Genomic DNA, 21,689 nt, shown 5'->3' with positions numbered 1-21,689 from the left:
GCGACGGTGGAACCGCCCGACACGGAACGCCTATGCCCCGAAGCGGTGTGAACCGCCTCACCCGGCCGAGCCGGAGCGCTCAGGCGCGGAGGTGCAGCTTCACGTGGTCGGGGTCGTCGACGACGAACGGGCGCGGCGCGCGCGGCAACCAGGCGTGGGTCACGTGGTCGACCACGTGCACGCCCTCCGGGGACTCGATCTCGACGACGCCCTCGGGCACCTTGCCGTCGTGGAGGGCGTTCCAGACCAGCCACTCACGGCGCTTGCGCCGGTTGCGGATGGAGGTTGCGAACGACTCGGGGTTGGTCCAGTGCGCGAACTCGTCGCCGTCGAGCCACTTCAGCTCCACGCACAGGCCCTGCGGCAGCGCGAACATCTCGATGCGGTCGGGCGTCGTGCGGATCTCCCACTCCGGCGCCTTGGTGTAGACGTAGTCGGGGCTCATCGGGAAGCCCCACTCCTCGATGTTGCGCAGGCCGAGGTCGAGGTAGGCCTTGCGGTCGGACTCGATGTAGAGGCCGTGGCGCGGGAAGCGGATCACCGCCTCGGCCGTCCCGACCTGCCAGGACAGGTCGGCCATGGACACCTCGCCCTCGGTGGTGAGGACCATGTCGCCGTCCCACTTCCACGAGTAGCGGGTGCGGACGTGCGAGAAGCACCAGTTGTAGAAGTAGGCGAGCGAGTGCACCGAGCGCTCGTTGACCGCGAGGTGCTCGGCGCCTGCGCGCGCGACCTGGAAGGGGTACTCCTTCAGCGTGAACCGGTCGGACAGGCCGTGCTCGGCGGCCACCCGGAGGGCCTCCTCGCCGGTGCCGTCGTCCGACCCGTTGTCGACGAGCAGCACGTGGTCGCACGCGCGGAGCAGCGGCGGCAGCACGAAGCGCAGCCCGGGGGCCTCGTTCTTGACCCGCAGCACCGCGGTCGCGCCGCGCCGCAGACCGCCGGGCTGGTTCCAGGGCCACACGATGTCGAAGTCCTCGTGGCCCTCGACGTTGGTCAGGCCGTGGCCGGAGCCGATCGGGATGGTCACGGCTGCGTGTCCCCGGTCGCGTCTCGACTGCGCCCGAGGGCCTTGCGGACGCCGCGGCGCACCGACGGCGGGATCGCAGCGCGTACGTCGTGGGGCACGCGGTCGGCGAGGGACCTCGAGGCACCCTCGGCCGCGGCCTCGTGCAGCGCCCGGCGGCGGGCCTGGTGGCGGGCGTGCTCGGCGGTCGAGCGGCTGATGGCCGCCGCCTCCTCGTAGAGGTCGACGTACTCCGCGCGGAGCTCGTCGAAGGTGGCGTGCACGGCCGTGGTGTCCCCGCCCTCGACGGCGAGCTTGTTGAGCTCCTCCCACGTCTGGCCGGTGAGGTCGTGGAGCCGCTTGGGCAGCGCGAGGTCGTCGAGCGTGGCCGTCACCCGGCGCAGGTTCGGGTCGATGAAGCGGTGCACCTCGCGGATCTGGTCGCTCCGAGTGTGGATGATCGTCTGGAGGTCGAGGGCGTGGCCCATGGCGGTGGTGGTCTTGACCCAGTCGGTCAGCAGGTCCTCGTAGCGCACGAAGACGCGCCCCTGCCCGGCGTCGTCCTCGCCCACGCCGACGCTGCGGGTGGCCCGCTCGGTGTGCAGCAGCATGTTGACCCAGCTGGCCGCGAGGTGCGCGGAGCCGAGCTTGTTGGCGTAGTACTTCTGCTTGGAGCCGACCACCTCGGCGGGCGGGCGCAGCATGGTCGCGAAGACCGGGGTCGCGCCCGTGCGGATCGCAGCGACGCGCCACAGGCCGAGGAACCAGCTCAGCCGGGGGTCCTTGACGACGAGCTCCGGGTGCTCGGCGAAGTGCGGCTCGAGCCACTCGCTGACCCGGATCCGGGCGGGCTCCCGGCTGCAGATGCGACCGGTGTCGAACCACGCCTCCGGGCGGCTGTCGCTGACCTGCACGAGCGCCTCGCGCAGCCACTCGTCGTGGACGTCGACGACCCACTGCGGCTCGCTGAAGCCGCGCGGGTTGGAGTCGTCCGGCGGCACCTCGGGCAGCGGCACGTGCATGCCGAGCCGCGACACGATGCCCGCCAGGGTGCTGGTGCCGCTGCGGCCGGCGCCGGCGACGAAGAGGACCTTCCGCGGCACTCCGTCGGGGTTCATCTCGTCGATGGCTCTCGGCTGCTCGGTCACGGCGCGCAGCCTACCGGCGTCCGGCCTGCCGCCTCGTGTCCTAGGGTCGTCGCCCATGAGGCGCCTCTTCTCCCGGGCACCGCTCCTCGGGGTGGTGATCCCGGCGTGGGGCGTGGAGGACTACCTCGACGACTGCGTGCGATCGCTCCGCGCCCAGACGCACCGGCGCTGGGAGGCCGTGATCGTCGACGACGGGGCGACCGACCGCACCGGTGAGATCGCCGACGCGTGGGCGCGCCGCGACAACCGCATCACCGTCGTCCACTCCGTCAACGGCGGCCTCGGGGCCGCCCGCAACCTCGGCGTCCGGCACGTGCGCGGCGACTACCTCGCCTTCCTCGACTCCGACGACGTGCTCCCGCCCACGGCGTACGCCGACCTGGTGGGCGCGCTCGACGACTCGGGCTCCGACTTCGCGACCGGCTCGATCGTGCGCTGGGAGGGCGACCGGCTGGTCGAGCCACGGTGGATGCGGCGCCTCCACCGGCCCGCGCGAGGTGCGCGCGTGGAGGACCGGCCCGAGATCCTCGGCGACGTCTTCGCCTGGAACAAGGTGTTCCGCAGGTCGTGGTGGGACGAGCGCGGGCTGTCGTGGCCCGAGGGCGTGCGCTACGAGGACCAGCCCACCACGACGCGGGCGTTCCTCGAGGGCAGGTTCGACGTGCTCGACGAGGTCGTCTACCGGTGGCGGATCCGCGAGGGCTCGATCACCCAGACCCGGGCCTCCTCGCTGCAGGACCTCGCCGACCGATGGGAGACCAAGCGGACCTCGCTCGCCTCGGTGCGCGGCCACGGGTCGCCCGAGGTCGAGTCCTTCTTCGTCGACCGGGTGCTGGCCGGCGACCTCTGGCGCTACTTCCTGCTGGTTCCCGGGTGCTCGCCCGAGTGGTGGCAGCTGCTGCGCTCGGGCGTGCTGGAGCTCTGGGGCCGACGCTCGCTCGTGCACAGCGGCCTGCCGCCGGTCCACCGGCTCGCGGGCTGGCTCGTGGAGCAGGACCGCCGCGCCGACGTCGTCGCGCTCATGGAGTGGGTGGCCACGCTCGACGGCCCGGCTCCCCGGGTGCAGGACGTGGCGACGGGGGCCTGGCGGCTGTCGGTGCCGCCCTCGGTGCTCGACGAGACCACCGTGGATCCCGCAGCGCTGGCGCTGCGGGACCACGAGGTCTGACCGCCCAGATCTCGATACGCCTCGTCAGCGGCTTCGTCCCTCAGCCGCTGGGCTACTGGATCTGGCCGCGCCCACGCGGAGCGCGCGAGCGCGCCCCGCTGCGCGTCTCAGAGAAGGCCCTCGGACTCCAGGAACTCCTGGGCCACGTCGGCCGGCTGCTCCCGGTCGATCTGCACGCTGACCAGCAGCTCACCGAGGGTCTCGTTGTCGAGCGCCGCCATCAGGTCGTTGAGCGGGCCCTCGATGTCGGGGTGGTCGGCGAGGAACTCGGTCGACACGGCCGGGACGAGGTTCTGCGCGGGCTGGATGCCCTTGTCGTCCTCGAGCAGGAGCAGGCCCTGGTCCTCCAGCGTGCCGTCGAGCGTGCTGGTCTGACCGAGCTGGGCCTCGCCGTCGAGGACCGCCTGGAACGTCTCGGTGGAGGCGTAGCCGAGCGGCTCGAGGGTGATGTCGATGCCGTAGGTGTCGACGAGCCCCTTCTCGCAGTCGGTGCGGCCCTTGCAGTCGGGCGCTGCCGCCAGCGTCACCTTCTGGCCCTCGAGGTCGGACAGCTTGGTGACACCCTCGGAGTCGGAGAACTCCTGGCTGGCGAAGTAGCCGTTGGCGGAGAACGCCTCGGAGGGCTCGAGCAGGGTGACACCCTTCTCCTCGAGCAGCGACGCGCCGGCGTCGATCGTCTCCTGGGCGTCGCTCGTCGACAGCGGCTCGGCGTCGGGGCCGTTGGCGTCGGTGTTGAGCTGGTCGACGATGCCGGCGACGTACTCCGGGGCGATCTGGACGGAGTCGGGCATCTCGTTGAGGTAGATCGGGCGGGTGTCGACCAGGCGGGTCTCGACCTCGTAGCCCTCGGCCTCGAGGACCTGCTGGTACATCGCGGTGACGAGCGCGGCCTCGTCGAAGCTCTGGCTGCCGATGACGACGGAGGTGCCCTCACCGCCGCCCCCGCCGGAGCCGGAGGTGGGCTCGTCGTTCTCCGAGGCCAGGTCGTCGCCGGCGCACCCGGCCAGCAGGGCGGTCAGGGCCAGGCCGGTGACCGCCATCAGCGGACGTCGTACGTGCATGTCGTTCAACCTTCTGTGTCCCGTGGCTGAGCCACGCGTGTCCGGTGATGCGAGCGAGTCTGCTCAGCTCCCGGTGGGAGCCTCTGTCACCGTAGTCGAGGGCACCGACACTGCGTCATCACGGCTTGTCGACGGACCGCTCGGCATGGGGTCGGCGGCACGCTGGGCGGCGGCCGCGGCGAGCTCGAGCACGAGGGCCACGACGGCGACCACGACAGCGCCGGCCATGCCCTGCGCGTAGTCGTTGCGCGCGAACCCCTCGGTGATGATGCGGCCGAGCCCCGGCCCCGCGACCAGGGCCGCGATGGTGGCGGTGGCCCAGACCTGCACGAGCGCGAGGCGGACTCCCGACGCGACCACTGGCAGGGCGAGGGGCAGCTCCACGCGCCGGAAGCGCTGGACCGGCGACATCCCCATGCCGTCGGCGGCCTCCTGCACGTCGGCGGGCACCTCGCGCATCCCGACGTAGCCGTTGGTGATGAGCGGCGGGAGGGCGAACAGGACGAGGGCGATCAGCGTCGCGAGGCCGGCGCGGCCGTAGGGACCGAAGTCCGCCGACCCGGGCCAGTCCGCCGCGACCAGGATGGCCAGCAGCGCGAAGGTCGGCACGGCGCGGCCGACGTTGGAGATGTTGACGGCGAGGAAGCCGCCCTTGCCGAGGTGACCCAGCCAGAGGGCGAGCGGCAGGCCGAGCAGCATGGCGGCGACGAGGGCCGTCGCGGCGAGCAGCAGCTGCTCCAGCAGCCGCGCGACGAGGCCTTCCGCGCCGGTCCAGTTGTCGCCGTCGAGGAGGTACTGCCAGGTCTCGGAGAAGAGGTCCATCAGCGCGCTCCTGCCGTCCAGGGCGTCAGCACCCGTTGCAGCAGCACCAGCAGCACGTCGAGGACCACGGCCAGCACGACGCACAGCACCGCCGCGGTCATCAGCTCGGCACGGAAGTCGCGCTGCACCCCATGGGAGATGAGGTCGCCCAGGCCGCCGTACGCCACCAGCGTGCCGACGGTGGTCAGTGCGACGGTCGACACGGCCGCGACCCGCAGGCCGGCCATCGCCACCGGCAGCGCGAGGGGCATCTCGATCCGGGTGAGCATGCGCGCGCGCCCGTAGCCCAGGCCCCGCGCCGCCTCCCGTACGTCACCGGGCACCGACCGCAGCCCGTCGAGGAGCGCCCGGACCAGGATCGTGAGTGCGTAGAGGCCCAGCCCGATCACGACCGTGGCCGCGGAGAGGCCGGTGAACGGCACCAGCAGGGGTAGCAGCGCCAGCGACGGCACCGTGTAGATACCGGTGCTGAAGCCGAGCACGAGGGACTCCAGCCGTGGCAGCCGCCGGGCCACCAGCGCGAGTGGCACGGCGATGGCGATCCCGAGCACGAGGGCGGCGAGCGTGATCGCGATGTGCTCGACGAGGGCGTCGGTGATCTGCTCGTGGCGGTCCTCGACGTACTGCCAGCAGAACCACTCGTTGACGAACCGGCTGTAGCAGCTCGGGCCGGACTCGGCTGCCCCCAGTATGGTCACCGCATGGACGCTACACGGGGCGACGAGCCGATGATCCGGCTCGAGGGCGTGGGCAAGACCTACCCCGACGGGACCGTTGCCGTCCACGAGCTGGACCTCGACGTCGCACGCGGCGAGATGGTCTGCCTCGTCGGCCCGTCCGGGTGCGGCAAGTCGACGACGCTCAAGATGATCAACCGGCTGATCGAGCCGACCACCGGCCGGATCTGGCTCGACGGCCAGGACGTCACCGACGCCGACCCGGTCGAGCTGCGCCGCGGCATCGGCTACGTCATCCAGCAGATCGGCCTGTTCCCCCACCAGCGCATCGAGCAGAACGTCATGACGGTGCCGCTGCTCTACGGCGAGTCCAAGGCCACCGCGCGCGAGCGCGCGCACGAGCTGCTGGAGACCGTGGGCCTCGAGCCGGGGCAGTACGCCCGGAAGTACCCGCACGAGCTGTCCGGCGGTCAGCGGCAGCGCGTCGGCGTCGCGCGTGCGCTGGCGGCCAACCCGCCCGTGCTGCTGATGGACGAGCCCTTCGGCGCCGTCGACCCGGTCGTGCGCGGCCGCCTGCAGGACGAGTTCCGGCGGCTGCAGGACGAGCTCGGGAAGACCGTGGTGCTGGTGACCCACGACATCGACGAGGCGATCCGGATGGGCGACCGCGTCGCCGTCTTCGCCGCGGGGGGCCGGCTCGCGCAGTACGCCACCCCCGGCGAGCTCCTCGCCCACCCCGCCGACGACCAGGTGGCCGACTTCGTGGGCTCCGGCGGGCTCCGCACCCTCTCGGTGACCCGGCTCCGCGAGGAGCACCTCGAGCCGCTCGACGGCGTCTCCACCGGCGACCTCGGCTCGGCGATCGACATCGACTCCTCGCTCGAGGACGCCCTCGCAGCGATGCTCCGCGACGACAAGCCGATGGTCGGCGTACGTCGCGGGCCGACGTTCGTCGGCGTGCTCACACCCGCCGGCGTGCACCGTGCGCTGCGGAGCTCGCTGAGCTGAGCCCTAGGTGGTCCTCACGTCCTTGTGCCAGGACTCGGTGACGTACTTCGTGCCCCACCCCATCGCCGTGTAGAGACCGTCCGCACCGGTCGGTGAGTCGGCGTCGACCTCGAGGCCGACGCGGTCGCGACCACGGGACGCGGCGTCGGCGATGATCGTGCGGAGCAGGCCGGTGGCCACCCCGCGGCCCCGCGCGGACTCGAGCACGCCGAGGTAGGCGACGTACGACCCGTCGGGCCCCGTGCCGCTCTCGCTCACCGTGCCGACCAGGGCGCCGGCCGGCTCCGGCTCGCCGCCCTCCCCGTCGACGATCTCGGCCAGCCACCAGTGGTCCCAGCGGTGGCCGGGGTCCTCGCGGAGCCGGTGGATGAACTCGTCGAAGGTCTCCTCCGTGGAGTTGAAGTGGTCGGTGAACGCACCCTCGAGCACGTCGTGCACCGCACGCAGGTCGCCCTCGTCGGGCATCCCGTCGGAGTCCGGGCCGCCCTGCCGCTCGACGAGGCGGAAGACCACGCCCTTGCGCTCCCACCGCGCCGGGTCGGGCACGAGCACCGCCTCGGCGGCCTCCACCGAGCGGCTCATCTGCCACCACGTGCGCACCCGCTCGAAGCCGGCGTCGGTCAGCCAGCCGTGCTGCCGCTCGTCGTCGGCGAAGGAACCGGTGTCGATCTGCTGCTCGGTCAACCCCCGGGCTGCGCCGACCGCCCGTGCCTGCGCCTCGGCCCAGTCGAACAGCACCTCGCTGCAGCGGTCGGCGACCCGCTCGTCGACCTCGCGGCTGACGATGTGGACGAAGAGCATCCGACCCTCGGCGCGGTCGTGGACGCTGCCCCACGCCTGGATCGTGCCCTCGGGGTCGCGCACGACGATGTTCTCGCGCGTCGCCGCACCACGCTCCGACACCTCGACCAGGACCTCCTCCTCGCCCGAGCCCGGCCAGCCGCGGCCGGCGCGCTCGTGGTCGCGCAGCAGCTCGGTCAGTCGCTCGACCGTCGCGGCATCGTCACCGTCCGGCGTCCCGGCCACCCAGCCCGCCGGTAGTCCCGGGTCCTCGGGCAGCGCGTCGGACGGGTCGCTCTCGAACCGGTTGTCCTCGGGGATCACGAGCGGCCATTGTTCCGTACGCCCTCCCAAGCGGTGCGTGAGGAGGACTCTCGGCGGCCCGAATGCCCCTCCGCCACCGCTGAGGGGCGGCGTACGGCGTGCCCAGTCCTGGGCGGTGCGTGAGGAGGACTCCCTGAGGCGAAACTGCCCCTCAACCACCGCCTCCATCGCGACACCCCACGCAGAGACAGCGGTGGCCCAGCCACGTCCCCGGTGTCAGGCACGTGGCTGGGCCAGCGCTCGGGCGAGGAGCCTCAGGCGCTCTTGTGGTTGCGGCGCGCCGCGGCGGCGCGGAGGGAATCGAGCTCGGCGCGGAGGACGTCGATCTCGGCCTCGAGCTCGGCGACGACCACGATCGCCTCGGCGGCACGGGCCTCGGCGTCGTCGCGGCCACTCTCGGCCGCGTCGCGACCGCGCTCGGCGGCGTCGGCACGGCGGGCCTCCTGGCCACGCTTCAGGGTCTGCTCGGCGGCGTTCTTCTGGGCGCTCGAGAGGGCCCGCTCGAGGACGTCGATGGCCTCCTCGCGCTCGGTGATCTTGCGGCGCATGTCGGCGGCGAAGGCCGCGGACTCGGCCGTACGACGCTCGGTGAGGGCGCGGTACTCCTGCGCCTGCTCGGCGCGGTCGCGCGCGGCGTCGCGGCGGGCCTGCATGAGCTCGGTGTGGGTGATGCGGGTGGCGGCGGCTCCGGCGAGGACGGCCACGACGGCAGCGACAGCGGTCAGTCCGGCCGACGAGGACGCGAGCGCGCCGATCACGAGCGCCGCGCCGACGGCGAGGAGCGTGACGGCCACGACCAGGCGCGTGCTGCGCTGGCGGCGACGAGCAGGCGTGCGGGACGCCTGTGACTGCTGTGACTGCTGGGGAGGCATGGCGCCAGACTAGGGGCGCGGCAGCCCGCCGTCGGTGCGACACGCACGCTCCAGGGCCAGCGAGGCGAGCGTCACCCCCGCCGCACCGGCGGCCGCGACCAGCGAGCGCAGGATCCAGCGGTCGGCGTACTGCGACTCGTCGCCGAGCCAGCTGACGGCGTAGCCGACGTAGCCGGCGGTCACCGCGGCGCCGGCGAGGGCGCACGCCCGGGCCAGCACGAGGCGGTTGACGGCCTGGTGGGGCTCGAGCCGCTCACCTCGCACCTGCACGGTCTGCCACGTGTGCCACGCCAGGAAGCCCATGATCGCGGCGACCATCACCAGCACCAGGGCCTGCACCCACGACACCAGCGGCGGACGCCCGGCCACGGAGGTCATCACCGGGTGGATCGCCCACCCGAGCGCCAGTCCCACGACGATGCACGCCGTCAGGGCGCGCGCAGAAGTGGGGCGGAGCGTCCCGCGCGGTTCCCCGGGCTCCTCGTCGGGCGCGTCGGGACCGGCCTCGCTCACCCGGTGTCCCCGCCGCGTCGTGCGCGGGAGCGCAGCGGAGGAGCAGGAGGTCGGGTGGTCACTCGGGGTCCCCGCCGCGTCGTGCGCGGGAGCGCAGCGGAGGAGCAGGAGGTCGGGTGGTCACTCGACCTCGAGCGTGAGGTCCTCGCGCCTCTTCACGCCCGAGGAGTCGGAGGCGTCGAGCAGCTCGGCGATCGGGCCACGGTCGGGAAAGACCGCGTCGGGCTCGAGGTCGTGCCACGGCTGCAGGACGAAGGCGCGCTCGTGGGCGCGGGGGTGCGGGAGCCGCAGGAAGTCCTCGTTGGAGCGGCGATCGCCGACGACGATCAGGTCGACGTCGAGCGTGCGGGGGGCGTTGCGGATGTCGCTGCGCTCGCGGTCGAAGGCGTCCTCGATGGCCAGCGCACGCTCCATCAGCCGGGCGGCGGGGAGCGTGGTGTCGGCGAGCAGGACGGCGTTGAGGTACGGACGGGAGCCCTCGGGCGCGTCGACCGGCTCCGTCTCGTAGACCGGAGACACGCCCGTGACGAAGAAGTCCGGCGTGTCCGCGAGGGCGTTGACCGCCCCCTGCAGGGAGGCGAGGCGCTCGCCGAGGTTCGAGCCCAGGCCGAGCACCACCCGGCGGATCGGGTGCATCTCGCCGGTGAGGGAGTCTGCGTCCACGATGTAGGGGTTGGGAGTCTCAGTCATGAGCGTTGCCTCGCGTTCTGGTGATCGTCAGCGCGACGTCCGAGTACGTCGCGTCGATGGGCGCATCAGGTTTGTGGAGCGTGACTCGCGCCCATTCAACACGAGTGTCCAACAGGCACACGTCCGTGATGCGTTGAGCGACGGTTTCTATCAGGTCGACCGGGTCACGCTCGACGGCAGCCTTCACGTCCGCCACCAGCGTGCCGTAGTTGACCGTCTCCACCAGGTCGTCGGAGGCGGCCGCGGGCCGGGTGTCGATGCCCAGCACGAGGTCGACGACGAAGACCTGGCCCTCCCGCCTCTCGAAGTCGAAGACGCCGTGGTGGGCGAAGCACTCGATGCCCGTCACGGACAGCTCGTCGGTCATTTCCGGCCCCTCTCCATCGCTGCCACGACCGCCAGCGCGTCCCGCGTGGCGCGTACGTCGTGCACGCGCAGGAGGTCGACCCCGCGGACGGCGAGCAGGGTGACCAGGGCGACGTGGGCGTGCTCGCGCTCGTCGACCGCCCGCGGCACGCCGTCGACGGCCAGCAGGGAGCCGAGGAACGACTTGCGGCTCGCGCCCACGAGCAACGGGCAGCCCAGCTCGCGCAGGGCGTCCAGCGCGGCGAGCAGCTCCCAGTTGTGGCCGGGCTTCTTGGCGAAGCCCAGGCCGGGGTCGAGGACGACGCGCTCCTGCGGGACGCCGGCGGCGAGGACCGCGTCGAGCCGCTCGCCCAGCTCGCGGCGTACGGACGCCACGACGCCGTCGGGCGAGTAGTCGGTGAAGTCGCGCATCCGGTCGGCGTGGGCGCGCCAGTGCATCGCGACGTAGGACGCTTCGCTGTCGGCGACGACGTCGAGGATCCGTGGGTCGGCGAGACCGCCCGAGACGTCGTTGACGATCCCCGCGCCGGCGTCGATCGCCGCCGCGGCCACCTCGGCGCGCATCGTGTCGACCGACACCACGGCGCCGTCGGTCGCCAGCTCGCGGATGACCGGGACGACGCGGTCGAGCTCCTCGGCGACGAGGGGACGGGTCGCTCCCGGCCGGGTCGACTCGCCGCCGATGTCGAGGACGTCGGCTCCCTGCTCCACGAGGTGCCGACCGTGGGCGACGGCGGCCTCGGTGGTGTCCCAGCGGCCGCCGTCGGAGAACGAGTCGGGCGTGACGTTGACGATCCCCATCACCCGGGGCGACCGGACAGCGGGGGCCACGCCCTCGGTCACCTGGTGCCTGAGTGGATGAGCGCCATCGCCTCGGCGCGGGTCGCCTGGCTGGTGAGCATCATGCCGCGCACCGCCGAGGTGATGGTGCGGGCGCCGGCCTTCTTGACCCCGCGCATGGTCATGCAGAGGTGCTCGGCCTCGATGACCACGATGACGCCGCGCGCCTCGAGGATCTCCATCAGTGAGTCGGCGACCTGCGTGGTGAGTCGCTCCTGGACCTGCGGGCGCTTGGCGTAGACGTCCACCAGGCGCGCGAGCTTGGACAGGCCGGTGATCTTGCCGGTCTCGGCCGGGATGTAACCGACGTGGGCGACCCCGGTGAACGGCACCAGGTGGTGCTCGCACATCGACCACAGCTCGATGTCACGCACCAGCACCATCTCCTCGTGACCGAGGTCGAAGGTGGTGGTCAGCACGTCCTGCGGACTCTGGCGCAGGCCCTGGGTGAGCTCGGCGTAGGCGCGGGCGACCCGCGCCGGCGTCTCGAGCAGGCCCTCGCGCTCGGGGTCCTCGCCGATCGCGTACAGCAGCTCGCGCACGGCGGCCTCGGCCCTCGCCTGGTCGAAGTCGGGCACGTCCTCCGGCGCGACCTGCGGCACCGTGACGGGGTCCGTCACGGCGCGTCCGGGCTGGGCGGGGTGGGGGTGTCCGGGTGGACGTCCGGGCCGCCGTGGACGTCTCCACCCGCGCCGGGAGGCGTGAGGATCGCGCCGCTGGTCTCCGACTGCTGGGAGGCGATGTCGGCGTTGACCCGGTCACGGATCGCCTGCGGGATGTCGACCGGCGGGACCGTCGACGGCACCCGCTCGGGCGAGCCGGTCCACGCCGGACGGGTCGGCCGTCGGGTCAACGGCTCGAAGATCTCCGCGATCTCACCCTTGTCGAGGGTCTCCTTGTCGAGCAGCGCGAGCACCAGCGCGTCGAGGACGTCGCGGTTCTCGTGGAGGATCTCGAAGGCCTCCTGGTGGGCGTGGCCCAGCAGCGCCTTGATCTCGTCGTCGACCTTGGCGGCGGTCTCCTCGGAGTAGTTGCGCGTGTGGCCCATGTCGCGGCCCAGGAACGGCTCGGAGTTGCTGTCGCCGAGCTTGACCGCGCCGAGGCGCTCGGTCATGCCGTACTGGGTGACCATCGCCCGCGCCAGGCCGGTGGCCTTCTCGATGTCGTTGCCGGCACCGGAGGTGACGTCGTGGAAGATCAGCGCCTCCGCGGCCATGCCGCCGAGCATGTAGGCGAGGGAGTCGAGCATCTCGCTGCGCGTCTGGGAGTACTTGTCGCGGTCGGGCAGCACCATCGTGTAGCCCAGTGCCCGGCCGCGCGGCAGGATCGTCACCTTGTGCACCGGGTCGGTGCCGGGGAGCGCCGCGGCGACCAGGGCGTGGCCGCCCTCGTGGTAGGCGGTGATGAGCTTCTCGCGCTCGCTCATCAGGCGCGTACGACGCTGCGGTCCGGCGATGACGCGGTCGATCGCCTCGTCGAGGGACTCGTTGGTGATGAGCTTGGCGTTGCCGCGGGCGGTGAGCAGCGCGGCCTCGTTGAGCACGTTGGCCAGGTCGGCACCGGTGAAGCCCGGCGTACGGCGGGCGATGCTCAGCAGGTCGATGTCCTGCGCGATCGGCTTGCCCCGCGAGTGGACCTTCAGGATCTGGTGGCGACCGTTGAGGTCGGGCGCGTCGACCTGGATCTGCCGGTCGAACCGACCCGGACGCAGCAGCGCCGGGTCGAGCACGTCGGGCCGGTTGGTGGCCGCGATCAGGATGACCCCGCCACGCACGTCGAAGCCGTCCATCTCGACGAGCAGCTGGTTGAGGGTCTGCTCGCGCTCGTCGTGACCGCCGCCCATGCCGGCGCCGCGGTGACGCCCGACGGCGTCGATCTCGTCGATGAAGACGATGGCGGGTGCGTTCTCCTTGGCCTGCTCGAACAGGTCGCGCACCCGGCTCGCGCCCACGCCGACGAACATCTCGACGAAGTCCGAGCCGGAGATGGAGTAGAAGGGCGTGCCGGCCTCACCGGCAACGGCGCGGGCGAGCAGGGTCTTGCCGGTGCCGGGCGGACCGTAGAGCAGCACGCCCTTGGGGATCTTGGCGCCGACAGCCTGGAACTTGGCCGGTTCCTGCAGGAACTCCTTGATCTCGCCGAGCTCCTCGATGGCCTCCTCGCACCCGGCGACGTCGGCGAACGTCGTCTTGGGCATGTCCTTGGTGATCAGCTTGGCCTTGGACTTGGCGAACTGCATGACGCCGCGGCCGCCGCCACCCTGGGCCTGGTTCATCAGGAAGATGAACAGCAGGATGATCAGCGCGAAGGGCAGCAGGGTGGCGAGCAGCGAGCCGAGGAAGCTCGGCTGCGGGACGGTCGAGTTGTACTTCTCGATCGTGCCGGCGGCCTTCTGTTCCTGCACCGCCTGCAGCAGCTGCTCCTGCTGGCCGTCGATGTACTGGGCGACGACCTTGTCGCCGTCCTCCCGAGTGCCCTCGTCGAGCGTCGCCTGGATCTCGAAGTCGGCGCCGTTGAACTCGATCTCGTCGACCTTGCCGTCGTCGATGTAGGAGGCCAGGGTCGAGGTGTTGACCTCGTCATAGCCGTCGCTGGGCGCGAGGAACTGGATCGCCAGGAGCACCGCGAAGGCGGACAGGACGATCCACAGCCAGGGACCCTTGAATATGCGCTTCACAGGCAACTTTCAGCGGTTCGGAGGTGAGGAGGCGACGCTACACGCCGCCGGGGTCCACATTCTTTCAGGCGGGGTGAAGCGGGGCGACCGGTTCGAGCCAGGAGGGCCGCGCGCCGCACTACCTCAGGAGTAGACGTGGGGCGCGAGGGTGCCGATGTCGCGCAGGTTGCGGTAGCGCTCGCGGTAGTCGAGTCCGTAGCCGACGACGAACTCGTTGGGGATGTCCCAGCCGATGTACTTGGGCTCGACGGGCATCGAGAGCGCCTCGGGCTTGCGCAGGAGGGTGGCGATCTCGACGCTCGCGGGGCTGCGGCTCGAGAGGTTGTTGACCAGCCAGCTCAGGGTCAGGCCGGTGTCGATGATCTCGTCGACGATCAGCACGTCCCGGCCGCTGATGTCGGTGTCGAGGTCCTTGAGGATGCGGACGACGCCGCTGGACTTGGTGCCCGACCCGTAGGAGCTGACGGCCATCCAGTCCATCTCCAGGTGCCGCGGCATCGACCGCGCGAGGTCGGCCATCACCATCACCGCCCCCCGCAGGACGCCGACGACGAGCAGGTCGCGTCCCTCGTAGTCCTCGGTGATCTGGAGGGCCATCTCGGCCAGCCGCTCCTGGATCTGCTCCTCGGTGAAGAGGATGTTGACCAGGTCGTTCTCCACGTGGGACGCGTCCATGGGCGTCAGCCTAGGGGGCGACGGAGGACACCGTGCAGGCAGTTCGGCCCGGCGCCGGTCACAGGTGAGCGCGACTGCGGTCGCTGGTGCCGCGAACTGCCTTCACGGTGCCTCGATGAGCAGCACTCCGCCGCGGCGGAGGGCGCGGAGCGGGCCCGGCAGGTCGATCCACTTCTGCCCCCGCCACCCGACGAGGAGCTCGTCGACGGCGAGGACGTGGTCGCGGGTCAGCTCGGACGGCGGCGAGCCGGCGTCGAGGGCGGCGCGGTGGAGGACGCGGTGGCGGACCGACGGCGGCTCGAGGCGCAGGGTCTCGACGTCGAGGCCGCCGTCGCGCCGGGCGCGGGCGAGCGCCTGGCCGGCCAGGTCGTCGAGCAGAGCGGTGTCCTCCCGGAGCTGGTCCGCGGTGCGGGCCAGCGCCTCGGCGATCCCGGGTCCGAGCTCGGCCTCGAGGACCGGCAGCACCCGGTCGCGCACGCGCACCCGGGTGTAGCCGGGGTCGGAGTTGTGGGGGTCGTCCCAAGGCTCCAGCCCCTCGACCAGGCAGGCGGTGACGGTGTCGGCACGGCGTACGCCGAGCAGCGGGCGCGCGAACACGCCGAAGGACGGCCGCATGCCCTGCAGCGACCGGCCGCCCGAGCCACGCGTGAGGCCGAGCAGCACCGTCTCGGCCTGGTCGTCCAAGGTGTGGCCGAGCAGCACGAGCGGCGCCTGGAGGTGCGCGGCGACCTGCTCCAGGACGGCGTACCTCGCCTCGCGGGCCGCGGCCTCCGGCCCCATCCCGGACGCGGCCTCGACGTCGACGCGCGCGGTGAGCGTCTCGTCCACGCCCATCGCCGCCAGCTGGGCGACCACCCGGTCAGCCTGCTCGGCGGAGCCGGGCTGCAGGCCGTGGTCGACCGTCACGCCGACCACGCGCACGCCCAGCTTGTGCCCCTCGAAGACGGTCGCGGACGCGAGGGCGAGGGAGTCCGCACCCCCGCTGCAGGCCACGGCGACCGTGGCGCGTCCGCCTCCACCCTCGAGGCGGGACAGCGTCCGGCGGACCGGCAGCCGCACCGCCGCGACCGAGGGGTGGAGCGTCACAGCACGCGGGCGACCCAAGCGTCGGGGTCGGCGATCTCCGCCTTGGACGGCAGGGTCTCCGGGCCCGTCCACACCGCGTTGAACTCGTCCATGCCGACCTTGTCGACGACGTGGCGCACGAAGACGGCTCCGTCGCGGTACTGCGCCATCTTGGCGTCGAGGCCGAGCAGGCGGCGCAGCAGCTTGTCGAGGGAGCCGACGCCCTTGCGGCGCTGGTTGAACTTGCGGCGGATGTCCGCCACCGACGGGATGACGGTGGGGCCGACGCCGTCCATCACGACGTCGGCGTGGCCCTCGAGCAGCGACATCACGCCCGTGACCCGGTCGAGGATCTCCTTCTGCTCGGGCGAGGACACGAGGTCGATGATGCTGCCGTTGCCGCCGCGCAGCACGTCGGCGCCGCGGCGGAGCCCGTCGAGCAGCGCGCTGGGCTCGAGCGTGTCGGCGACCGCGTGCATCTGGGTCATCAGGTGCTGACCCAACCACGGGTTGGCCGTGAACTGCACCCGGTGGGTCTCCTCGTGCAGGCACACCCACAGCCGGAAGTCGGTCGGATCCGCGCCGATCTCGCGCTCGACGTGGACGATGTTGGGCGCCACCAGCAGCAGCCGGCCGTACGGCTCGTGGAACGGGTCGAACTGCCCCAGCACCTTGCTGCTGAGGAAGCCCAGCATCAGGCCGACCTCGGCACCGGTGACCCGGGTGCCGACGGCCTCGGCGAACGCCGACGGGGGGCCCTTCTTCTCGATGAGCTTGTCCACGACCGGGCTCAGGAGCTTGGCGAAGCCGTCGGCGTTGGCGCGCAGCCAACCCCTGCGGTCCACCACCAGCACCGGCGCGGTGCCGGCCTCGGTGTGCAGTCCGGTGAACTCACGGACCAGCGGGGTCGAGCGGGTCGCGCCCTCGCGGAGCTCGACGACGGCGGCGGCCGCCTCGTCGGGCGACACGTCCGGCCCGGGCCCGGCCACCCGGGTTCCCACGGTGACGGCGAAGTCCCAGTCCACGAGGTTCATGTCCTGACCCTAGCCGGGGACGAAGAATGAGCCCGCGGCCTGGGGATGGAGGGTGAGTGGCCCCGCGGCCGAGCCTGCGAGGCCGCGACGGGGCGTACCGAGACCCGGGAGCCAAGGCCCGGTGAGCCGTACGCCCGCTCCCGGGGCAGGGGTTCCCGTCCGCGTCGCGGCGACGCCTGCAGGAGAGGCTGCGTCCGGGGGAGCGAAGCGGCGACGCCGGACAAGCACGTCCGCGTCGCGGCGACGCCTGCAGGAGGAGGGATGCGTCCGGAGGAGCGAAGCGGAGGAGGGCGCGGCAACGACGACGAAGGCGTTGCCTCCCAGCGACGCGGACACGCGCCGGAGCGAAGCGGAGGCGCCAGACAAGCACAGCGACATGCGAGCGAAGCGAGCCAATTACACCGAGCAGCGGCAGGCGGCGAGGGAGGCGGCGGCACGGTCGAGGGCCTCCTGCGAGTCGTACCGCTCGATCGGCGGGGACCTGTCCGCGCCGAAGACGAAGGCGAGCGGCTGCCCCTCGCGGTCGACGGCGATGCCGGCGAGGGCGTGCACGCCGGTGAGGGTGCCGGTCTTGGCGCGCACGAGGCCGCGGGCGACAGCGGGGCCCTCGGCGAAGCGGTAGGTGAGCGACCCGGTGAAGCCGGCGACGGGCATGCCGGTGACCAGGCTGCGCATCCCCTCGCCGTCGGCCCCGGCGGCGTGCTGGATCAGGTCGATCAGCAGGGACGTCGAGACTCGGTTGCGCCGCGACAGGCCGGAGCCGTCGTACACCTCGGCGCCGGCGACGTCGATCCCGAGCCCGCCGAGGGTGTCGATCACGCCGGCAGCGCCTGCCTCGAACGACCCGGTGCCGGAGGTGGCGAGGCCGACCTGGTGGCCCACGACCTCGGCGCCCTCGTTGTCGCTGACGTCGAGGATCCGCTCCGCGACCTGCGACAGCGGCGCGCTCTCGACGGAGGCCAGCTCCTCGGCGCCGGCCGGCGCGACGACGCGCTGCGGCCGCCCGTCCACGCGCAGCCCGGTGGCGCGGAGGCCGTCAGCGAAGACCTCGGCGGCCGCCAGCGACGGCTCGTCGGACTTGAGGTCGCTGTCGGGCTCGTCGCCCCCGTCGACCATGAGCGCGGTGATCGGGCTGACGATGTCGTCGGGGACGTAGTCGCGGCGCCAGGCCGGGTTGTCGGTCGGGCCGGTGAAGAGGCTGTCGTCGAAGCGGACCCGGACACGTCCCTGGCCGCCGAGCGCCTCGGCGACCTGCAGGGCGAGCGTCGTCACGTCGGCGCGAGCGGGGTACGTCGACTCGGCCTCCGCGACCGTGAGGGACCTGCTGGCCAGCAGCGGGTCTCCCCCGCCGACCAGCACGACGTCGCGCGGACCCGCGCCGCGCACGACGCGCGTGGTGAAGGTGTGGTCGGGCCCGAGCACGTCCAGGGCGGCGCCCAGGGTGAGCAGCTTGGTGGTCGAGGCCGGCAGGTAGCGCCCGTCCCCCGTCGTCCACTCGGCGGAGCCGGGGGCCAGGGGTGCGACCGCCCCCACGACGTGCTTGCCCAGGTCGGGGTCGGCCAGGTCGTCGGAGACGGCCGCGGCGACCCGGTCCGGTGCGAGGGCGCCCGCGATGTCGAGGGCGACGGCGTCGGCGGCGGGCGGCGTCCACTCGGGCAGGTCGAGGCCGGCCGGCGCGAGCACCTGCTCCGGCTCGGTCCGCGGGTCGGCGGCCAGCCCCGGGAGGTAGCGCTGGCCCCACTCGAAGCGGTAGGCGCCCACTCCCGCGGCCAGCAGGGCGAGGACGAGGACCGTCGGCAGCCAGTGCCACACCGGCCACCGGCGTCGGCGCGGGCCGGAGTGGCGTAGGTCACGTCCCACCCTTTTCGACCCTCTCGCTTCGCGCATCGGGGCCATTGTGCGCGACACTGCCCCCGTACCCATGCGTCGGGCCGGGCCCGGCGCAGCTGAGCGGCCCGATGACGTGCCGGAGAGTGTGGAGGAAGACGTGCTCGAGTTCGACGTGTTGGTGGAGATCCCCAAGGGTGAGCGCAACAAGTACGAGGTCGACCACGAGAGCGGTCGCCTGCGTCTCGACCGGATGCTCTTCACCTCCACGGCCTACCCGGCCGACTACGGCTTCATCGAGAACACCCTCGGCCAGGACGGCGACCCGCTCGACGCGCTCGTGATCCTGCAGGCGCCGACGTTCCCGGGCTGCCTCATCGCCTGCCGCGCCATCGGGATGTTCCGGATGACCGACGAGGCCGGGGGCGACGACAAGGTGCTGTGCGTGCCTGCGCACGACCCGCGCCTCGAGCACCTGCGCGACATCAACCACGTCTCGAAGTACGACCGCCTCGAGATCCAGCACTTCTTCGAGGTCTACAAGGACCTCGAGCCCGGCAAGTCCGTCGAAGGCGCCGACTGGGTCGGCCGCGTGGAGGCCGAGGCCGAGGTCCGCGCGTCGTTCGAGCGCTTCAAGACCGAGGGCCACGGCGACGACCTCGCCAACATCGCCGACGACAGCCTCGGCAAGGACGCCTGAGGCTGTCGCCCGCGATCGTCAGGCCGCCCGGGCGGCCGTGTCTGCGGCGTCGGCCGCCGGCTCGAGGGCCTCGGCCAGGATCTCGGTCACCCGCCCGACCGGACGCACGTCGAGCTCGCTGAGCAGCTCGGCAGGCACGTCGTCCAGGTCGGCGCGGTTGCGCTCGGGGACGTAGACCGTCGTCAGCCCGGCTCGCTGGGCGGCGAGCAGCTTCTGCTTCACGCCGCCGATCGGCAGCACCCGTCCCGAGAGCGTGACCTCACCGGTCATGCCGACGTCGGAGCGCACGGGCCGTCCGGTGAGCAGCGAGACGAGGGCGGTCACCATCGTCACGCCCGCGGACGGACCGTCCTTCGGGATCGCGCCCGCCGGGAAGTGCACGTGGATCGACTGCTCGAACACGGCCGGGTCGATCTCGAGCTCGTCCGCGTGCGCGCGCACCCAGGACAGCGCGATGGACGCCGACTCCTTCATCACGTCGCCGAGCTGGCCTGTCACGGTGAGCCCCGCCTGGCCGGCTGACACGGACGTCTCGACGTACAGCACGTCACCGCCGAGACCGGTCACGGCGAGGCCGGTGGCGACACCGGGCACGTCGGTGCGCTCGTGGCTGTCGGGCGTGAAGCGCGGCCGGCCGACGAGGTCCTTGAGCTCGTCGCGGTCGATGTCGAGCCGCTCGACGTCACCGGTCGCGAGCCGGGTGGCTGCCTTGCGGAAGGCCTTGGCCAGCAGCCGCTCGAGCTGGCGTACGCCGGCCTCGCGCGTGTAGTTGGCCGCGAGCTCGCCGAGCGCGTCGTCGGAGACGGTGACCTCGTCGGGGGTCAGCGCCGCCCGCTCCAGCTGGCGAGGGATGAGGAAGTCGCGCGCGATGGCGACCTTGTCGTCCTCGGTGTAGCCGTCGATGGTGACGAGCTCCATGCGGTCCAGCAGGGCCGACGGGATCTGCTCGACCACGTTGGCGGTGGCGATGAAGAGGACGTCGGACAGGTCGAGGTCGAGCTCGAGGTAGTGGTCGCGGAACGTGTGGTTCTGCGCCGGGTCGAGCACCTCGAGCAGCGCCGCGGCCGGGTCGCCGCGGTAGTCCGCGCCGACCTTGTCGACCTCGTCGAGCAGGACGACCGGGTTCATCGAGCCGGCCTCGTTGATCGCCCGCACGATGCGGCCGGGCAGGGCGCCGACGTAGGTGCGCCGGTGGCCGCGGATCTCGGCCTCGTCGCGTACGCCGCCGAGGGCGACCCGCACGAAGGTGCGGCCCAGCGCCCGGGCGACGGACTCGCCGAGCGAGGTCTTGCCGACGCCGGGAGGACCGGCGAGCAGCACCACGGCGCCGGAGCCCCGCCCGCCGATGACCTCCAGGCCGCGCTCGGCCCGGCGGGCACGGACGGCGAGGTACTCGGTGATGCGGTCCTTGACCTCGTCGAGGCCGTGGTGGTCGGCGTCGAGCACCGCGCGCGCGGCCGCGACGTCGGTGCTGTCCTCGGTGCGCTCGTTCCACGGCAGCTCGAGGACCGTGTCGAGCCAGGTCCGGATCCAGCCGGCCTCCGGGGCCTGCTCGCTGGAGCGCTCGAGCTTGTCGACCTCGCGCAGCGCGGCCTCGCGGACCGCCTCGGGCAGGTCGGCCGCCTCGACCCGGGCGCGGTAGTCGTCCGAGCCGTCGGGCTCGCCCTCGCCGAGCTCCTTGCGGATGGCGGCGAGCTGCTGGCGGAGCAGGAACTCGCGCTGGTTCTTCTCCAGGCCCTCGCGGACGTCCTGGCTGATCTTGTCGTTGACCTCGTCCTCGGCGTCGTAGGCCCGCGTCCACTCGATGAGCAGGCGCAGCCGGTCGCCGACGTCGGGCGTCTCCAGCACCTGGCGCTTCTGGTCGTCGGAGAGGTACGGCGCGTAGCCGGAGGTATCGGCGAGCGCGTCGGGGTCGGCGAGTCGTCGTACGGTCTCGATCACCTGCCACGCCTCGCGGCGCTCCAGGATCGAGACGACGAGGGCGCGGTAGTCCTCGGCGAGCGTGCGGAGCTCGTCGGTGACGACCGTGTCGGGCACGGGCTCGGCCTCGACCCAGAGGGCCGCACCGGGCCCGGTCACGCCGGCGCCGATGGCGACGCGGCGCTCGGCGCGCAGCACGGCGGCGGGCCTGCCGCCGGCGAAGCGTCCGACCCGGTCGACCACGGCGACCACGCCGTGGGTGGCGTAGCGGTCCTCGAGCCGCGGGGCGACGAGCACGCGGGTCGGCTCGTCGTCGGCAGCGTCCGACTTCTGGGAGGCGTCGTGGGCGAGGCGGGCGGCGTCGATGGCCGCGCGGGCCTGGTCGTCGAGCTCGATGGGCACGACCATGCCGGGGAGCACGACCGTGTCGTGGAGGAACACCACCGGGAGGGAGATGGGAAGCGAAGCGTTCTGCGTCATGTCGTTCCCAACGCGCGGGATCGCGGTGTCGATGCC

The 21,689-nt window shown here is 72.5% G+C and carries 21 protein-coding genes; 3 read left to right on the top strand and 18 right to left on the bottom strand.

Annotation, left to right across the window (positions count from 1 at the left end):
• Positions 1-79 precede the first annotated feature (79 nt).
• Both ACFQW6_RS16160 and ACFQW6_RS16155 read right to left on the bottom strand, forming a co-directional pair.
• Entirely contained in the window at positions 80-1,030 is a 951-nt protein-coding gene (locus tag ACFQW6_RS16160; RefSeq protein ID WP_378547363.1) for a hypothetical protein, read from the bottom strand.
• Positions 1,027-2,154 carry a sulfotransferase family protein gene (locus ACFQW6_RS16155; RefSeq protein ID WP_378547361.1) on the bottom strand — a complete coding sequence of 376 codons (1,128 nt, stop codon included), beginning with the start codon at positions 2,152-2,154 and terminating at the stop codon, positions 1,027-1,029. The genes ACFQW6_RS16160 and ACFQW6_RS16155 overlap by 4 nt, the downstream gene beginning before the upstream one ends.
• A 55-nt stretch (positions 2,155-2,209) precedes the next feature.
• Between ACFQW6_RS16155 and ACFQW6_RS16150 the strand changes: the two genes are divergently transcribed.
• On the top strand, positions 2,210-3,322 hold the full coding sequence (locus ACFQW6_RS16150; protein ID WP_378547359.1) for a glycosyltransferase family 2 protein: 1,113 nt from the start codon (positions 2,210-2,212) through the stop codon (positions 3,320-3,322).
• A 107-nt stretch (positions 3,323-3,429) separates the two neighbouring features.
• On the opposite strand, the gene ACFQW6_RS16145 is transcribed toward ACFQW6_RS16150, so the two are convergent.
• From ACFQW6_RS16145 to ACFQW6_RS16135, 3 genes are all read right to left on the bottom strand, one after another.
• The gene (locus tag ACFQW6_RS16145) at positions 3,430-4,383 is read right to left on the bottom strand and encodes a glycine betaine ABC transporter substrate-binding protein (protein ID WP_378547357.1); all 954 of its coding nucleotides are present in this window, start codon (positions 4,381-4,383) and stop codon (positions 3,430-3,432) included.
• 63 nt (positions 4,384-4,446) lie between these two features.
• Positions 4,447-5,205, bottom strand: coding sequence for an ABC transporter permease (locus tag ACFQW6_RS16140; protein ID WP_378547355.1), 759 nt, complete (start codon positions 5,203-5,205; stop codon positions 4,447-4,449).
• Complete coding sequence (locus ACFQW6_RS16135; RefSeq protein ID WP_378547352.1) at positions 5,205-5,903, bottom strand: ABC transporter permease; 699 nt, start codon at positions 5,901-5,903, stop codon at positions 5,205-5,207. Before ACFQW6_RS16135 ends, ACFQW6_RS16140 begins: the two co-directional genes overlap by 1 nt.
• Positions 5,904-5,906: 3 nt before the next feature.
• Here ACFQW6_RS16135 and ACFQW6_RS16130 point away from each other — a divergent pair, with 3 nt between their 5' ends.
• Positions 5,907-6,890: an ABC transporter ATP-binding protein gene (locus ACFQW6_RS16130; protein WP_378547349.1), complete on the top strand. Its 984-nt coding sequence runs from the start codon at positions 5,907-5,909 to the stop codon at positions 6,888-6,890.
• A gap of 3 nt (positions 6,891-6,893) precedes the next feature.
• Here ACFQW6_RS16130 and ACFQW6_RS16125 read toward each other — a convergent pair whose 3' ends face one another.
• From ACFQW6_RS16125 to dacB, 12 genes are all read right to left on the bottom strand, one after another.
• Positions 6,894-7,994 (bottom strand): GNAT family N-acetyltransferase, encoded by a 1,101-nt coding sequence (locus ACFQW6_RS16125; protein ID WP_378547346.1) that lies wholly within the window; start codon positions 7,992-7,994, stop codon positions 6,894-6,896.
• A gap of 254 nt (positions 7,995-8,248) precedes the next feature.
• Positions 8,249-8,866, bottom strand: coding sequence for a hypothetical protein (locus ACFQW6_RS16120; protein ID WP_378547343.1), 618 nt, complete (start codon positions 8,864-8,866; stop codon positions 8,249-8,251).
• Positions 8,867-8,875: 9 nt separating this feature from the next.
• Positions 8,876-9,379 (bottom strand): DUF3180 domain-containing protein, encoded by a 504-nt coding sequence (locus ACFQW6_RS16115; protein WP_378547341.1) that lies wholly within the window; start codon positions 9,377-9,379, stop codon positions 8,876-8,878.
• A 120-nt stretch (positions 9,380-9,499) separates the two neighbouring features.
• Positions 9,500-10,069 carry a 2-amino-4-hydroxy-6-hydroxymethyldihydropteridine diphosphokinase gene (gene folK / locus ACFQW6_RS16110; RefSeq protein WP_378547338.1) on the bottom strand — a complete coding sequence of 190 codons (570 nt, stop codon included), beginning with the start codon at positions 10,067-10,069 and terminating at the stop codon, positions 9,500-9,502.
• Complete coding sequence (folB, locus tag ACFQW6_RS16105) at positions 10,062-10,436, bottom strand: dihydroneopterin aldolase (RefSeq protein ID WP_378547335.1); 375 nt, start codon at positions 10,434-10,436, stop codon at positions 10,062-10,064. The genes folK and folB overlap by 8 nt, the downstream gene beginning before the upstream one ends.
• Positions 10,433-11,236 carry a dihydropteroate synthase gene (gene folP, locus ACFQW6_RS16100; RefSeq protein WP_378547605.1) on the bottom strand — a complete coding sequence of 268 codons (804 nt, stop codon included), beginning with the start codon at positions 11,234-11,236 and terminating at the stop codon, positions 10,433-10,435. The genes folB and folP overlap by 4 nt, the downstream gene beginning before the upstream one ends.
• 38 nt (positions 11,237-11,274) lie before the next feature.
• A complete protein-coding gene (gene folE, locus ACFQW6_RS16095) occupies positions 11,275-11,877 on the bottom strand; it encodes a GTP cyclohydrolase I FolE (protein WP_378547602.1) in 603 nt (200 codons plus the stop codon).
• A gap of 14 nt (positions 11,878-11,891) precedes the next feature.
• Entirely contained in the window at positions 11,892-13,952 is a 2,061-nt protein-coding gene (gene ftsH, locus ACFQW6_RS16090; protein ID WP_378547332.1) for an ATP-dependent zinc metalloprotease FtsH, read from the bottom strand.
• 123 nt (positions 13,953-14,075) lie between these two features.
• Positions 14,076-14,627 (bottom strand): hypoxanthine phosphoribosyltransferase, encoded by a 552-nt coding sequence (gene hpt, locus ACFQW6_RS16085; RefSeq protein WP_378547329.1) that lies wholly within the window; start codon positions 14,625-14,627, stop codon positions 14,076-14,078.
• A gap of 102 nt (positions 14,628-14,729) precedes the next feature.
• The gene (tilS, locus tag ACFQW6_RS16080) at positions 14,730-15,713 is read right to left on the bottom strand and encodes a tRNA lysidine(34) synthetase TilS (protein ID WP_378547326.1); all 984 of its coding nucleotides are present in this window, start codon (positions 15,711-15,713) and stop codon (positions 14,730-14,732) included.
• Positions 15,710-16,726 (bottom strand): zinc-dependent metalloprotease, encoded by a 1,017-nt coding sequence (locus ACFQW6_RS16075; RefSeq protein ID WP_378547323.1) that lies wholly within the window; start codon positions 16,724-16,726, stop codon positions 15,710-15,712. The genes tilS and ACFQW6_RS16075 overlap by 4 nt, the downstream gene beginning before the upstream one ends.
• Positions 16,727-17,122: 396 nt before the next feature.
• Positions 17,123-18,586 (bottom strand): D-alanyl-D-alanine carboxypeptidase/D-alanyl-D-alanine-endopeptidase, encoded by a 1,464-nt coding sequence (gene dacB / locus ACFQW6_RS16070; protein ID WP_378547320.1) that lies wholly within the window; start codon positions 18,584-18,586, stop codon positions 17,123-17,125.
• A gap of 127 nt (positions 18,587-18,713) precedes the next feature.
• On the opposite strand from dacB, the gene ACFQW6_RS16065 reads away from it, so the two are divergent.
• A complete protein-coding gene (locus ACFQW6_RS16065; RefSeq protein ID WP_378547317.1) occupies positions 18,714-19,253 on the top strand; it encodes an inorganic diphosphatase in 540 nt (179 codons plus the stop codon).
• 18 nt (positions 19,254-19,271) lie between these two features.
• Here ACFQW6_RS16065 and lon read toward each other — a convergent pair whose 3' ends face one another.
• Positions 19,272-21,653 carry an endopeptidase La gene (lon, locus tag ACFQW6_RS16060; protein ID WP_378547314.1) on the bottom strand — a complete coding sequence of 794 codons (2,382 nt, stop codon included), beginning with the start codon at positions 21,651-21,653 and terminating at the stop codon, positions 19,272-19,274.
• Between the last annotated feature and the right edge of the window lie 36 nt (positions 21,654-21,689).

Source organism: Nocardioides sp. GCM10028917, from assembly GCF_042666175.1.
GTDB lineage: Bacteria > Actinomycetota > Actinomycetes > Propionibacteriales > Nocardioidaceae > Nocardioides.
Note: the sequence above shows the minus strand (reverse complement) of the source record. Positions and strands in the feature narration are given on the sequence as shown.

What these genes read in the sequence shown, in the direction of transcription:
- ACFQW6_RS16150 (WP_378547359.1), top strand. Translation starts at nt 2,210, where the DNA reads ATGAGGCGCCTCTTCTCCCGGGCACCGCTCCTCGGGGTGGTGATCCCG.
- ACFQW6_RS16145 (WP_378547357.1), bottom strand. Translation starts at nt 4,383, where the DNA reads ATGCACGTACGACGTCCGCTGATGGCGGTCACCGGCCTGGCCCTGACC.
- ACFQW6_RS16140 (WP_378547355.1), bottom strand. Translation starts at nt 5,205, where the DNA reads ATGGACCTCTTCTCCGAGACCTGGCAGTACCTCCTCGACGGCGACAAC.
- ACFQW6_RS16130 (WP_378547349.1), top strand. Translation starts at nt 5,907, where the DNA reads ATGGACGCTACACGGGGCGACGAGCCGATGATCCGGCTCGAGGGCGTG.
- ACFQW6_RS16120 (WP_378547343.1), bottom strand. Translation starts at nt 8,866, where the DNA reads ATGCCTCCCCAGCAGTCACAGCAGTCACAGGCGTCCCGCACGCCTGCT.
- folK (WP_378547338.1), bottom strand. Translation starts at nt 10,069, where the DNA reads ATGACTGAGACTCCCAACCCCTACATCGTGGACGCAGACTCCCTCACC.
- folB (WP_378547335.1), bottom strand. Translation starts at nt 10,436, where the DNA reads ATGACCGACGAGCTGTCCGTGACGGGCATCGAGTGCTTCGCCCACCAC.
- folP (WP_378547605.1), bottom strand. Translation starts at nt 11,236, where the DNA reads ATGGGGATCGTCAACGTCACGCCCGACTCGTTCTCCGACGGCGGCCGC.
- hpt (WP_378547329.1), bottom strand. Translation starts at nt 14,627, where the DNA reads ATGGACGCGTCCCACGTGGAGAACGACCTGGTCAACATCCTCTTCACC.
- ACFQW6_RS16075 (WP_378547323.1), bottom strand. Translation starts at nt 16,726, where the DNA reads ATGAACCTCGTGGACTGGGACTTCGCCGTCACCGTGGGAACCCGGGTG.
- lon (WP_378547314.1), bottom strand. Translation starts at nt 21,653, where the DNA reads ATGACGCAGAACGCTTCGCTTCCCATCTCCCTCCCGGTGGTGTTCCTC.